The following is a 13,488-nucleotide window of genomic DNA, read 5'->3' as shown; positions in this document are numbered from 1 at the left end:
TGACGTATTACAGAATTATGCTATAATCATATCAGTGCTATAAAATACCCAAACAGTTGTATTATGCACAAGTACACAACTGGAGGGAGGTTAGGTGTGAGCTATGTCAAATGTAATCGTTAAAGACAACGAGAGCTTAGATAGCGCTTTACGCAGATTCAAAAGAAACTGTGCAAAAGCAGGTATCCAGCAGGAAATTCGTAAGAGAGAACATTACGAAAAGCCAAGCGTAAGACGTAAGAAAAAGTCTGAAGCTGCAAGAAAACGTAAATATAACTAATTCTTAAAAGATGAATCCCTGGTCTCATTTTGTGACCAGGGGTTTTTTCGTCTTTTTATGAGCGATAGAATTTTCCCTGTCTCGATTGCATATAGTAGAAAAGAAGAAATCAGAGAGAGGCGAAATAGTCATGCTGGAGGAAACAAAGGTAAAAGCAGCTTCCGCCTTACGACTTCCAAAGGATGTGGTTCTTGGAGAGGTGCTTGTGTCATTTCTGGGCCGCCATAGTGTTGTGATCGAAAATTACAGAAGTATTATTTTATATACAGACTGTTTAATCAAGATCCAGGCAAAAAACTGCCGGGTTATCATCGGTGGAAGCCGCCTGATGATCGAGTATTACACCAATGAGGAAATGAAAATCAACGGTTACATTAAGTCCCTGGAATTTGATTAACCGGGAATAATGGAGGTGTAATTACGTGCTTATATGGTTGAATCATCGCTTTTTTGGATATCTTTTGGTTGAGATGACCGGTTTTTCTCCGGAGCGCTTTTTTAATATGTGCAGCGCACATGAAATTGAGGTTTGGGATGTATTTCATATTGGTCATACATACCGGTTTTTTATTACGGTACCGGGATTTCGTAAAATCAAGCCTCTTGTCCGTAAATCGAAGGTCAGACTTAGAATTTTGAAAAAGTTTGGACTTCCTTTTTTTTTATACCGAAACCGGAGAAGGAAATTCTATGCAGCCGGATTTTTGGGCTTTCTTATGATCCTTTATTCTCTTTCCCTGTTTATCTGGGATATTGAATTTGATGGGAATCAGATGTATACATACGACACTCTTTTGAAGTTCTGTGAATCAGAGGAGATCCGTTATGGAATGAAAAAATCTAAAATTGACTGTGATGTGCTGGAAGAATCTTTAAGAACCCGTTTCCCGGAGATTACCTGGGTTTCCGCAAGGGTATCAGGCACCAGGCTTTTGGTTAAGATAAAAGAAAACGAGGTGCTCTCTGATATTCCGGTCAGGGATGAAACTCCCTGTGATCTTGTTGCCCAGAAAGACGGCACGATCACCTCCATGATTGTCAGAAGCGGAGTTCCCAAGGTAAAAATCGGGGATCAGGTGAAAGCCGGAGATGTGCTGGTCAGCGGTACACTTCCCATCATTGGAGATAATGAAGAAGTTGTAAATACCCATTATGTACACTCTGACGGGGATATTACGGCAAGAACGGAGTATCATTATAACAGGAATATTCCGCTTTTTAAAACCGTTGATGTAGAGACAGGAAAAGTGAGAAAAGGAAGATATATAAAAGCATTTAAGTTTTCATTTCTTCTTATGAGACCAAGACCGGAAGGAACCTCGTGGAAACGTACCATGGAGGAAACCCAGCTTCATTTATTTGAAAACTTTTATTTACCCATCTATGTGGGCAGGATAACCGGGAAAGAATATATATCATATGAACGTCCTTATACAGAAGAAGAGAAGAAAGAACTGGCTGATCAGATGAATCAGAGCTTCCAGAAAAAATTATTGGAAAAGGGGGTACAAATTCTGGAAAATCATGTTAAAATACTAGATAATGAATCATTGTGCCGGTTTACCATGGATTTTGTGACGGAAGAACCATTAGGAAAACAGCAAGCACTGGAGATGCAGACAACTGAGGAACCGGAGGAGACAAATAATTCAAATGAGCGTAATTGAAACTATCATAGATATTCCGATTGAACACGAGAAGAATGTATGCGGGCAATTTGACAGCTACTTGAAAAAAATAGAACGAACCCTTCATGTTACCATGATTACCAGGGATGGGGCACTTAAGATTATCGGTCCGGAACAGATGGTACAAAGAGCAAAGAGTGTATTCAGCAATCTGATTGAACTTTCCAAACGGGGGAATGTAATCGCAGAGCAGAATGTGGATTACGCCCTTTCCCTTTCCTTTACGGAAAGCGACAATCAGATTCTTGAGATAGATAAGGACATAATATGCAGAACCATTAACGGAAAACCGGTTAAGCCAAAGACTCTGGGTCAGAAACAGTATGTAGATCAGATCAGAAAAAAGATGGTGGTGTTCGGAATCGGTCCGGCAGGAACCGGTAAGACTTATCTGGCGATGGCGATGGCAATTCAGGCCTTTAAAAACGGTGAGGTAAACAGAATTATTTTAACCAGACCTGCAATTGAAGCCGGGGAGAAACTGGGCTTTTTGCCCGGTGATCTTCAAAGTAAGATCGACCCCTATTTAAGACCGCTTTACGATGCACTGTATCAGATCATGGGTGCTGAAAGCTATCTCCACAATGCTGAAAAGGGATTGATTGAGGTAGCTCCTCTTGCTTATATGCGTGGCAGAACCCTGGATAATGCATTTATCATCCTTGATGAAGCTCAGAACACCACACCAGCCCAGATGAAGATGTTTTTAACCAGAATCGGTTTTGGTTCCAAGGTGATTGTTACCGGTGACCAGACCCAGAAGGATCTTCCGGCAGGAGCCGTTTCAGGTCTTGATATGGCCATGAGAATCTTAAAGAAAATTGATGATATCAGCTTTTGCCAGCTGACCAGCAGTGACGTAGTCCGCCATCCGCTGGTTCAAAAAATTGTACAGGCTTATGATGAATTTGAGTCAAAGAAAAAGACCAGTGACAGAAAAGTAAAACCGGTCACAGGAAGAAAGGCACATTATGACGATTAATATAGAATACGAAGCGGAGAAAAAGCTGAAAATTCCCTATGAAGAGATTATAAGCAATGTAGTAGAAGAAGCCATAGATTATGAAAACTGCCCTTATGAGGCAGAGATTAATGTTTTAATTACAGATAACGAGGATATCCGACAGATCAATCAGGAATACCGAAGCATTGACAGTCCTACAGATGTACTTTCCTTTCCCATGATTGAATATGAATCACCATCTGATTTTGATCATCTGGAAGAGGAATCCTATGATTCATTTAACCCGGAGACAGGAGAGCTGCTTCTGGGAGATATTGTGGTTTCTGTTGATAAGGTTGAGGAGCAGGCAGAAAAATACGGGCATTCCATAGATCGGGAGCTGGCATTTCTGATTGCTCACAGCATGCTGCATTTATTTGGTTATGACCATATGCAGGATGAAGAGCGCCTTGTGATGGAACAAAAGCAGGAAGAAATTTTAAGTCGGAGGGGATACGTAAGATGAGAAAAGGGGTATGGTTTGGTTTTGCGATAGGAATGCTGTCTGCTGCCTTGTTAACTGGCTGCAGTAAAAAATACGAGGAAGTATCTGTTACAAATCTGCAGTCAGAATCACAGAAAGAACAAATGACAGAAGAAATCCGCATAAACAGCAGTACAGAGCAATCCTCCGGTGAAGAGACAGAATCCGGTGAATACTATACCAAGGAAGAACGTATCGAAAAAGATGGTAAAATCCGCAGTTACTTAACCGGGGAGATGGTGGATGCATCAATCGGAAACCGGAGACCGGTAGCAGTGATGATGAGCAATGATAAAGAGGCTTTGCCTCAATATGGAATCAACCGTGCAGGAGTTGTATATGAAGCTCCGGTAGAAGGCGGAATGAACCGGTACATGGCTATTATTGAAGATTATGATAATCTTAAAAGAATCGGTTCGGTCAGAAGCTGCCGGACATATTATACATACTTTGCACGTGAATTTGATGCTGTTTATGCCCATTTCGGGCAGAGCACCTTTGCCAAACCTTATTTGTCCAACTTAGATCATATCAATGGTCTTGAGGCCATTGGTTCTGTGGCATATTTTCGTTCCACTGACCGGAAATCTCCTCACAATGCCTACACCAGCGGAGATCGGTTAAACAAGTCCATAGAAAAGCTGGGCTTTAAAAAGGAATATAATTCTGAATATAAGGGACACTACCTGTTTGCCAAAACAGGTCATGAGGTTACCTTAAAAGATGCAGAGAGTGTAAAGGATGCTTATAAGGTTTATCCTGGCTATGTTTATAATAAGCCATGGTTTGAGTATCATGAGGATGATGGGCTTTATTACAGATTTCAGTATGGAAAGGCTCATCAGGGAGACGAAGGGCAGATCAAAGTAAAGAATATCATACTGCAGTATTGTCCCTCTGCTCATTATGCAACAACCGAATATCTTAACATTAATGTTCACAATGATTCGTTCGGAATGTATGTGACCGGGGGCCGGGCTATTCCGGTGAAATGGTCTAAGGATGGAGAATTCGGGCCCACACATTATTACGATATGGAGAATAACGAGATCATCCTGAACCAGGGAAAAACCTGGGTTTGCATTGTTTCGGCACAGGATTCTCCCAAAGTAGAAATTTATGGAAAAGAGTAAGACAGGCAGAAAAACAAATAAAAGGGGCGCTTCTAACTTCCTTGTACAGGGAATTATACTTGCGGCTGCAGGTATTATAGTCCGAATAATCGGAATGTTTTACCGGATCCCCCTTGCGGATATTCTGGGAGATGAAGGAAACGGCTATTATAGCTCGGCTTTCTCCATCTACTCCATTTTATTGATTGTCTCATCCTACAGTCTTCCCACTGCAGTTTCCAAGATGGTTGCTGTAAGGCTGGCGAGAAAGGAATATATCAATTCCATAAAGGTGCTGAAAGTATCTTTGTTTTATGGAACGGTGGTAGGAGGGCTGGGAGCCGCAGTTTTATGGTTTGGAGCGGATTTATTTGCCAATGACTTTTTAAAGATGCCCTATACCAGCTATGCCTTAAAAACATTGGCTCCCACGATTTTAATTATTGCATATCTTGGGGTCTTCAGAGGATATTTCCAGGGAATTGGCACCATGCTTCCAACAGCCATATCCCAGATTTTTGAGCAGATTGTCAACGCAGTCATCAGCATCTATGCAGCAGCCATGCTCTTTCAGGAGGGAGTCCGTTCCAATGTACTCTACGGATCTACCCAGTATTCCTATGCGTTTGGCGCGGCAGGTGGAACCATAGGTACTGGAGCAGGTGCACTTGCCGGGCTTTTATTCCTTTTATTTATCCTGTTCAGCTACCGGCCTGTTATGAAACGACAGTCAAGAAGAGACCGTTCCGGATATTTGGAGACGTATGGCAGCTTGTCCACTGTACTGATTATGACGGTTCTTCCCATTGTATTCAGCAGCGTAGCGTACAATATCAGTATTGTTGTTGATAACAGCATTTACGGGATCAGTATGGCTTCTATGGGAATGGGAGCTCCTGAAATTGCCGCTAACTGGGGAATCTATTCCGGTAAGTACCGGCTTCTTTTTAATATTCCGGTTGCAATCGCCAATTCCCTGGCCTCTGCCTTAATCCCATCCCTGTCACAGGCGGTGGCAGAAAAAAGCAGACCTCAGATTATTAGAAAGATATCCATGGTAATTCGTTTTTCCATGATCATTGCAATTCCTTCCACAGTGGGACTGACTGTCCTTGCAGGACCGATCTGTAATCTATTGTTTAGCAGAAGTGATAATGTCTCCCTGATTAAGATGATGATCTATGGTTCCTCAGCCGTTGTATTTTTCTCCCTGTCTACGGTTACCAATGCAGTCCTACAGGGGATTAATCACATGAAGACGCCTTTAAGGAATGCAATTATTTCCCTGATTCTTCATGTAGGAATCCTTTGGGTGATGCTGTATCCCCTTAAGATGGGAATCTATGGAGTTTTATATTCCAATATATTGTTTGCACTGACCATGTGTCTGCTCAATGGCTTTTCGATCCGGAAATATTTAAATTACAGACAGGAGATTAAAAAGACATTCTTTCTTCCCACTCTGGCAGCGGGAATTATGGGTGCTGTCTGTTATGGAGTCTATTTCCTGGTACATGCTTTCTTAAAACATAATATATTGGGAGTTTTAGCAGCTGTCGCTGCAGCAGTGATTGTATACGGAGTTTTACTGTTAAAATTCCAGTGTGTTGATGAATCAGAGTTAAATGGCTTTCCTGGAGGAAGAAAATTGGCAGGTATTGCAAGAAAATACCATCTTTTGTGATTAAAATGTAAGAAGAAAGCAGATACTATACTTACGTGAAGGAGGTATTAACTCATGAAGAAGTATATGTTCTGCTTTCTATTATTTGTTGCGGCATCTGCGATCTGTCTGGGAGTTGGCTTTGCCATTACCAAAGACAGTGTACGACCGGAGGAGGCCCTCCCTGGGGCAACGATAGAAACCGAAACTGTGACGGAAGCGCAGATAGTCATAAATCAGGAAGAGGCAAAGCCTGCCAATGCTGAAAGTAAGGATAAGTATTATCTTGTATCAGAGGATGGGTATTTACTCGTCCTCTATCAGGATAAAACAACCATCTGTCTTTATACCCATATGCCGGTGACAGATTTTCCGGAAGAAGAAAGAGGAAAGCTGATGGATGGAATCTGGTTTTCTTCCATGGTTGAAGTATTTAATTATCTGGAATCCTATACAAGTTAAATGAAATGTGATTGATATTTTACCATAAAGCAGATACAATAGGTCTGACTGAATGTAAGGAGGACAGGATGAAACAACAGATCATAATTATAGGGGCTGGAGCTTCTGGTCTGGCAGCGGGCATTTCAGCAGCCAGAGAGGGAGCTTCTGTTACAATTATGGAACATACAGCCAGGCCGGGGAAAAAACTTCTTTCAACCGGCAACGGGAAGTGCAATATTACGAATCTGCAGGCTCCCAAAGATGCTTACAGAGGAAATCAGCCGGATTTTGTGTTTCCGGCACTTCATACAGTTACGGTAAGCCAGACCATGGATTTTTTTAAAGGTCTGGGAATTGTGCTCACTGAACGTAATGGATATGTGTATCCAAACTCCGGACAGGCTTCCACTGTTTTGGAGGCAATGCTTTTTGAACTGGAACATCTGGGTGTCCGGATCGTTACAGAGTGTCCTGTAAAAGAAATCAAAAAGGATCTGACTGTGATTACAGATCATGGAAAACAAAGATGTGACAGGATTATTCTTGCAGCTGGTTCCATGGCAGCTCCAAAAACAGGATCTGACGGCAGCGGTTATAGCCTTGCCAGAAAGCTGGGGCATCATATTATAGAGCCTCTGCCGGCCCTGGTTCAGCTTCGCTGCAAGGAGAAATGGTACAAGCAGGCAGCAGGAGTCAGAACCGATGCGCTTGTGACTCTTAAGATAGATGGAAAAACGACTGTCTCAGACAGAGGAGAACTTCAGATCACGGATTATGGAATCTCCGGAATTCCTGTTTTCCAGATCAGCAGATATGCGGCAAGAGCCATGAATGAAGGAAGACAGGCTGCAGCACAGCTGGATTTTCTTCCGGAGCTTTCCCTTACTGACTTAGAAAAGCTTCTTTTTACCCGGCACAGACAATTTGAATACAGACCAGCGGAGGAATTTTTACATGGTGTTTTAAATTCAAAACTGGCAAAGATCCTTTTAAAAGAGGCTGGTATCGGCAGGGAATCCTGGGTAAAAGAGATAACAGAGAAAGAGATTAAAAATCTGGTACACTGCATCAAGGAGTTAAAAACAATCATCGTTTCTACCAACACGTTTGACCAGGCTCAGGTGTGCAGCGGAGGTGTGGATACAAAAGAGGTAGATCCGGTTACGATGGAATCAAGACTGACCAGGGGACTCTATTTTTCAGGAGAAATTCTTGATGTAGATGGAATCTGTGGAGGTTACAACTTACAGTGGGCATGGTCCAGCGGAATTACAGCTGGAATCCATGCAGGAAGAGGAGAAATAAAATATGATAAGAATTAGTCAATTAAAACTTGGAGTGAATCATACCAAAGAAGATTTACTGGTAAAGGTTTCGAAATTATTGCGGATTCCTGTAACTGGGATGACATCTTACGAAATAATCAAACAATCGGTTGATGCCCGTAAAAAAGATGGGATTCGTTTTATCTACACCATTGACATTGAGACAAAAGACGAAGAATCAATTGTACATAGAGTGAAAGATGCCAATGTTACACTGGCAGTGAAAAAAGAATATCAGTTTCCACAGTGCGGGACAGAAACTTTGGCACACCGTCCGGTTATAGTAGGAGCAGGTCCTGCAGGATTGTTTAGTGCAATTATGCTGGCAAGAAGCGGATACCGTCCCCTTATTCTGGAACGGGGAGAAGATGTTGATAAGAGACAGCAGTCAGTGGATGGTTTCTGGAATGGCGGGCCATTAAACCCCAATAGCAACGTGCAGTTTGGGGAAGGTGGAGCAGGAACTTTTTCTGACGGAAAATTAAATACTCTGGTTAAGGATCCACTGATGCGGAACCGTAAAGTTTTAGAGCTGTTTGTAGAATTCGGAGCAGATCCATCCATTTTATATGTGAACAAGCCTCATATTGGTACAGATGTACTAAGCGGAATCGTAAAAAATATGAGAGAAGAAATTATTCGTCTTGGCGGAGAGGTCCGTTTTAACAGTCTGGTTACTGACATTCTGATGAAGGACGGGAATATTTCAGGCATCATGGTAAATGAAGGGGAAGAAATTCCTGTGGAAACTTTAATTCTTGCCATCGGACACAGTGCCAGAGATACGTTTCATGTACTGGAACGAAGAGGGGTTCCCATGGAAGCCAAAGCATTTGCTGTTGGACTTAGAATCCAGCACCCCCAGGAAGAAATTAACTGCTCCCAGTATGGGAAAGACGCTCCGGAGGTTCTTGGTGCAGCGGATTATAAACTTACCCATCAGTGTAAAAGCGGAAGAGGAATCTACACATTTTGCATGTGCCCCGGCGGATATGTGGTGAATGCTTCTTCAGAAGAAGGGCGGCTGGCAGTCAATGGAATGAGTTATCATAAGCGGGATGGATTGAATGCAAACAGTGCACTGATCGTTACTGTAACTCCTGATGACTTTGACGATGATTCTCCTCTTGGGGGAATTGCTTACCAGAGGAAACTGGAAGAGGCGGCTTATCTGCTGGGTAAGGGTAAGATACCCATTCAGCTTTACGGAGATTTTAAGAATAATTGCACTTCAAGCACCTTTGGCGAGGTGAAACCGGCATTGAAGGGAGCGTATGAGTTCACCAATATGAGAGAAATGCTTCCAGACTATATATCGGAATCCATTATAGAAGGCGTTGAAGCTTTTGAAGGAAAAATCCGAGGCTTTCGCAGACAGGATGCCATACTGGCAGGCATGGAGAGCAGAACTTCATCTCCGGTCAGGATTACCAGAGATGAGGCATTTGAAAGCAGGATCAGAGGAATTTACCCATGTGGCGAAGGCGCTGGCTATGCAGGCGGAATCACATCAGCCGCAATGGATGGGCTGAAAGTTGCAGAAGCCATCGTCAGCCGGTATAAAAGCTTTTCTTTCTAAATTGACGTAATTTAAAAAATGATGTAAGATATCAGATAAAAAGTAATTTAGAAAGCGGATGAAGAAGATGAATATTGAGGAACGTATTAAGCTGAAGGATAAAAATCGAATTGTAATTAAAATCGGATCTTCTTCCTTAACCCATACTCATACCGGAGACTTAAATCTGATGAAGATTGAAAAGCTCATTCGGGTAATTTGCGATTTAAAAGGACAGGGAAAAGAAGTGGTTTTGGTTTCTTCCGGTGCAATTGCAGCAGGACGGCAGGCTCTGGGCCGTCACACAAGACCCGTTACCATATCAGAGAAGCAGGCGTTTGCAGCAGTAGGGCAGGCAAGGCTTATGATGGTGTATCAAAAGCTGTTTGCAGAATACAACCAGATAGCAGCACAGGTGCTTCTTACTAAGAATACCATGGTCAGTGAAAACAGTCGTTTTAATGCGCAGAACACATTTGATGAACTTTTAAAACTGGGAACGATTCCAGTTGTAAATGAGAATGATACTGTTTCAACTTCAGAGATCCCCCTTGTGGATAATTTCGGTGATAATGACAGGCTTTCAGCAGTGGTAGCTGCCTTAATCGGGGCAGATCTTCTCATCCTCTTATCTGATATTGACGGACTTTATTCCGATGATCCCAGGCAGAACAAAGACGCCAGATTCATCAGCCTTGTAAGAGAAATCACACCGGAGCTGATGAATATGGGAAAATCATCATCTGGCAGTGATGTTGGTACAGGAGGAATGTCTGCCAAACTGGCGGCAGCCCGGATTGCAACTGACAGTGGCTGTGATATGGTGATTGCCAACGGAGATCATGTGGAAATTATCAGCCAGATTTTAGACGGGCAGGAAAAGGGAACGTTGTTTCTGGCTCACCCCAATCATGATTTTGATTTAATGACCTATATTAATTACGAGTATTAAGGAGAGCAGGATGAATCAGGATAAGATCGATCGGATTAACACACTTTATCATAAATCAAAAGCAACCGGACTGTCAGAAGAAGAAAAGGCAGAACAGGCAGCTTTAAGAAAAGAATATATTGAAGCCATACGAGGCAGCTTAAGAGGAAATTTAAACAATATTTCCATTCAGGAAGCAGACGGCACTGTTACAGATCTGGGTAAAAAATATGGTAATGTCGGAGAAGAATGAGATTCGTAAATGGGTAAAGGAACATCGCAGTGGTCTTAGTGTGTCACAGGAAGCCAGGTGGGATGATGGGATCTGTCTGAGACTTCTGGAACTGGAGGAGATTAACAGAGCTTTCTGTATTTACTGTTATGCCTCAATGCGTCATGAAGCCGGTACCTGGAAATTCATGGAGCATTTATTAAAACAGGGTAAATGCGTGGCGGTTCCCAAAGTATCAGGAAAAAATCTGGACTTTTATGTCATTACAGGAAAATCAGATCTGGAAGAAGGTACGATGGGGATTATGGAACCCAAGGCTACCTGTATAAAAATCAATGATACCCAGGCGCCTATGGTAGTGCCGGGAATTGCTTTTGATAAAAACAAAAACCGGCTGGGGTACGGAGGCGGATATTATGACCGGTTCTTTGAAAAGGAACCGGATCATAAGAGAATCGCCATTGCTTATGACTTTCAGATATTTGACCGGATCCCTGCAGATTCTCATGATAAAACAGTAGATATGATTATTATTCCTTAAAAGAAAGGCAGGTTCTTTATGACGATAACTGAAATTGGCAGACAGGCGAAAGAAGTGACAGGAATCATTGGAATCATTGGCTCTGCTAAAAAAGAGGAAGGACTGAAAGCGGCAGCAGCCGCTTTGTTGGAAGGAGAGGCGGAGATTCTGTCTGCCAATCAGGATGATGTGATCAAGGCAACGGCAGCAGGAATGAGCCAGGGTCTCATAGACCGTCTGGAACTGACCCCAAAGCGGATCGAAGATATGGCAGAGGGACTTTTGTCAGTGGCAGCTTTAGAGGATCCGGTGGGAGAAGTGATTTCCATGAAGATGCGCCCCAACGGTCTTACCATTGGCCAGAAAAGAGTTCCACTTGGTGTTGTCGGAATTATTTATGAGGCAAGACCCAATGTGACAGCCGATGCCTTTGGACTTTGTTTCAAATCTGGGAATGCAGTGATTTTGAAAGGCGGAAGTGATGCACTGGAGTCCAATAAAGCCATTGTAAAATGGTTAAGAACCGGGTTATCCCGTGCAGGACTGCCAGAGAATATTCTTCAGCTCATAACAGATACGGACAGAGAGAAGACAAAAGAATTCATGCGTCTTCGTGAATATGTAGACGTGCTGATTCCAAGAGGCGGAGCAGGGCTTATAAAGAGCGTTGTGGATAACAGCACCATACCTGTGATTGAGACCGGTACGGGCAACTGTCATATCTTTGTAGATGAGTCTGCAGACTTTGACATGGCACTGGATATTATCTTCAATGCCAAGACCCAGAGGATCGGGGTTTGTAATGCCTGTGAGTCCCTTTTGGTACACCGTGCGGTTGCAGCGCAGTTTCTGCCACTTTTAAACCAGCGCCTTTTAACAAAATCAGTGGAAATCAGGGCAGATCAGGAGGCTTGTAAGATTGTGAAGGACTTTGTACCTGCAACGGAAGAAGACTGGGGTACCGAGTATTTGGATTATATTGTATCCTTAAAGCTTGTTGATTCTGTAGAGGAAGCTATTTCTCATATTAACCGTTATAATACCAAGCACTCCGAAGCGATTATTACAAATGATTATAATAATGCCCAAAAGTTTTTAAATGAAATTGATGCAGCAGCTGTTTATGTGAATGCGTCGACACGGTTTACCGATGGATATGAGTTTGGATTTGGGGCTGAGATTGGAATCAGCACTCAGAAACTTCATGCCAGAGGTCCTATGGGATTGAAAGAACTGACTACCACCAAATATATTATTTATGGAAATGGACAGATTCGTCCATAATTCTGCTTTGTCAGAAATGACAGTTACGGCTTACTCTGATTTATACCAACAAATCGATGCTTTGAAATTAATATTAGCAATATTTTAGCATCTATGTTTTACAGCATATGGTAAAATTATAGCTGTAATTAATCGTTGGGCATAAAGGAGAATAATATGGATTTTTCACTGATTATTGGTATTATAATTGGAGCGGCAGCACTTTTAACAGGCTATTCGCTGGAGCATGGAGTTATTTCGTCCCTATTTTTATTAAGCCCTTTTATTATTGTTTGCGGCGGGACAGTAGGAGCTGTTGTTGCCTCTTTTTCACTCAACGATATAGCTATGGCGATGAAGGCTATGTTTAAAAGCTTTAAACATCCCCATTCTGCCAGTATGGAAAAAATGATTAGTAAGATTTCCATGATAGCAAACCGTTACAGAGCAGATGGAGTAACCTGTTTAGAGGATATCAGCCGTGATCCTGAATTAAATCAGGAAGAATATTTACTGCTGAAGGAAGGACTGGTACTGATTCAGGAATTAAAATCTCCCGAATCGATTCAGTACACGCTGGAGTCGGATATCAGGGCATATGTTCAGCAAAAGAGCATTGAAGTCAGCGTATTTGAGGCGGCCGCAGGATATTCTCCCACTATGGGCGTAATCGGAACGGTTATGGGACTGATTATGGTTTTAGCTTCCGGCTTTGATGATCCATCAAAGCTTGCCGGATCCATCGGTACTGCATTTATCGCTACTTTATATGGTGTATTTCTCGCAAATATTGTATATCTTCCCATTGCAACGAAATTAAAAACACAGCTGAAACGAAAGCATATCCAAAAGGAAATGATTGTTGACGGTGTATGTATGATTGCCAACGGTAACACCTCCAGAAACATTGAAAACGAACTTGCACTTTATTTTCAGGCCTTTTCTGATGGCGGAAAACGCTATAAGCAGGGAATTGATAATTAGG

At 42.4% G+C, this 13,488-nt stretch carries 15 protein-coding genes; all 15 read left to right on the top strand.

Annotation, left to right across the window (positions count from 1 at the left end; translation table 11 throughout):
• Nucleotides 1–103 precede the first annotated feature (103 nt).
• A complete protein-coding gene (rpsU, locus tag ABS301_RS17010; protein WP_003504099.1) occupies nucleotides 104–280 on the top strand; it encodes a 30S ribosomal protein S21 in 177 nt (58 codons plus the stop codon).
• A 130-nt stretch (nucleotides 281–410) separates the two neighbouring features.
• On the top strand, nucleotides 411–677 hold the full coding sequence (locus ABS301_RS17005) for a YabP/YqfC family sporulation protein (RefSeq protein WP_104437476.1): 267 nt from the start codon (nucleotides 411–413) through the stop codon (nucleotides 675–677).
• Between the two features lie 25 nt (nucleotides 678–702).
• Nucleotides 703–1,947, top strand: a complete 1,245-nt coding sequence (yqfD, locus tag ABS301_RS17000; protein ID WP_349673358.1) for a sporulation protein YqfD — start codon at nucleotides 703–705, stop codon at nucleotides 1,945–1,947.
• Complete coding sequence (locus tag ABS301_RS16995) at nucleotides 1,934–2,950, top strand: PhoH family protein (RefSeq protein WP_349673357.1); 1,017 nt, start codon at nucleotides 1,934–1,936, stop codon at nucleotides 2,948–2,950. Before yqfD ends, ABS301_RS16995 begins: the two co-directional genes overlap by 14 nt.
• Complete coding sequence (gene ybeY, locus ABS301_RS16990) at nucleotides 2,940–3,437, top strand: rRNA maturation RNase YbeY (RefSeq protein ID WP_349673356.1); 498 nt, start codon at nucleotides 2,940–2,942, stop codon at nucleotides 3,435–3,437. The genes ABS301_RS16995 and ybeY overlap by 11 nt, the downstream gene beginning before the upstream one ends.
• Entirely contained in the window at nucleotides 3,434–4,588 is a 1,155-nt protein-coding gene (locus ABS301_RS16985) for a DUF3048 domain-containing protein (protein WP_349673355.1), read from the top strand. Before ybeY ends, ABS301_RS16985 begins: the two co-directional genes overlap by 4 nt.
• Entirely contained in the window at nucleotides 4,575–6,251 is a 1,677-nt protein-coding gene (locus ABS301_RS16980) for a putative polysaccharide biosynthesis protein (RefSeq protein ID WP_349673354.1), read from the top strand. The genes ABS301_RS16985 and ABS301_RS16980 overlap by 14 nt, the downstream gene beginning before the upstream one ends.
• Nucleotides 6,252–6,305: 54 nt before the next feature.
• Nucleotides 6,306–6,692 (top strand): hypothetical protein, encoded by a 387-nt coding sequence (locus ABS301_RS16975; RefSeq protein WP_104437470.1) that lies wholly within the window; start codon nucleotides 6,306–6,308, stop codon nucleotides 6,690–6,692.
• Nucleotides 6,693–6,760: 68 nt separating this feature from the next.
• Nucleotides 6,761–7,996 (top strand): BaiN/RdsA family NAD(P)/FAD-dependent oxidoreductase, encoded by a 1,236-nt coding sequence (locus ABS301_RS16970; RefSeq protein WP_349673353.1) that lies wholly within the window; start codon nucleotides 6,761–6,763, stop codon nucleotides 7,994–7,996.
• Nucleotides 7,983–9,578, top strand: a complete 1,596-nt coding sequence (locus tag ABS301_RS16965; protein WP_349673352.1) for an NAD(P)/FAD-dependent oxidoreductase — start codon at nucleotides 7,983–7,985, stop codon at nucleotides 9,576–9,578. The genes ABS301_RS16970 and ABS301_RS16965 overlap by 14 nt, the downstream gene beginning before the upstream one ends.
• Before the next feature lie 67 nt (nucleotides 9,579–9,645).
• Entirely contained in the window at nucleotides 9,646–10,509 is an 864-nt protein-coding gene (gene proB, locus ABS301_RS16960; protein ID WP_349673351.1) for a glutamate 5-kinase, read from the top strand.
• A gap of 10 nt (nucleotides 10,510–10,519) precedes the next feature.
• The gene (locus ABS301_RS16955) at nucleotides 10,520–10,741 is read left to right on the top strand and encodes a DUF896 domain-containing protein (RefSeq protein WP_104437466.1); all 222 of its coding nucleotides are present in this window, start codon (nucleotides 10,520–10,522) and stop codon (nucleotides 10,739–10,741) included.
• Nucleotides 10,719–11,261 carry a 5-formyltetrahydrofolate cyclo-ligase gene (locus ABS301_RS16950; protein ID WP_349673350.1) on the top strand — a complete coding sequence of 181 codons (543 nt, stop codon included), beginning with the start codon at nucleotides 10,719–10,721 and terminating at the stop codon, nucleotides 11,259–11,261. The genes ABS301_RS16955 and ABS301_RS16950 overlap by 23 nt, the downstream gene beginning before the upstream one ends.
• 18 nt (nucleotides 11,262–11,279) lie before the next feature.
• Nucleotides 11,280–12,524 carry a glutamate-5-semialdehyde dehydrogenase gene (locus ABS301_RS16945; RefSeq protein WP_349673349.1) on the top strand — a complete coding sequence of 415 codons (1,245 nt, stop codon included), beginning with the start codon at nucleotides 11,280–11,282 and terminating at the stop codon, nucleotides 12,522–12,524.
• 156 nt (nucleotides 12,525–12,680) lie between these two features.
• Nucleotides 12,681–13,487 carry a motility protein A gene (locus ABS301_RS16940; RefSeq protein ID WP_349673348.1) on the top strand — a complete coding sequence of 269 codons (807 nt, stop codon included), beginning with the start codon at nucleotides 12,681–12,683 and terminating at the stop codon, nucleotides 13,485–13,487.
• Nucleotide 13,488: the final 1 nt, after the last annotated feature.

The organism is Lacrimispora sp. (assembly GCF_031982545.1).
In the GTDB taxonomy this organism is placed as follows: Bacteria; Bacillota; Clostridia; order Lachnospirales; family Lachnospiraceae; genus Lacrimispora.
Note: the sequence above shows the minus strand (reverse complement) of the source record. Positions and strands in the feature narration are given on the sequence as shown.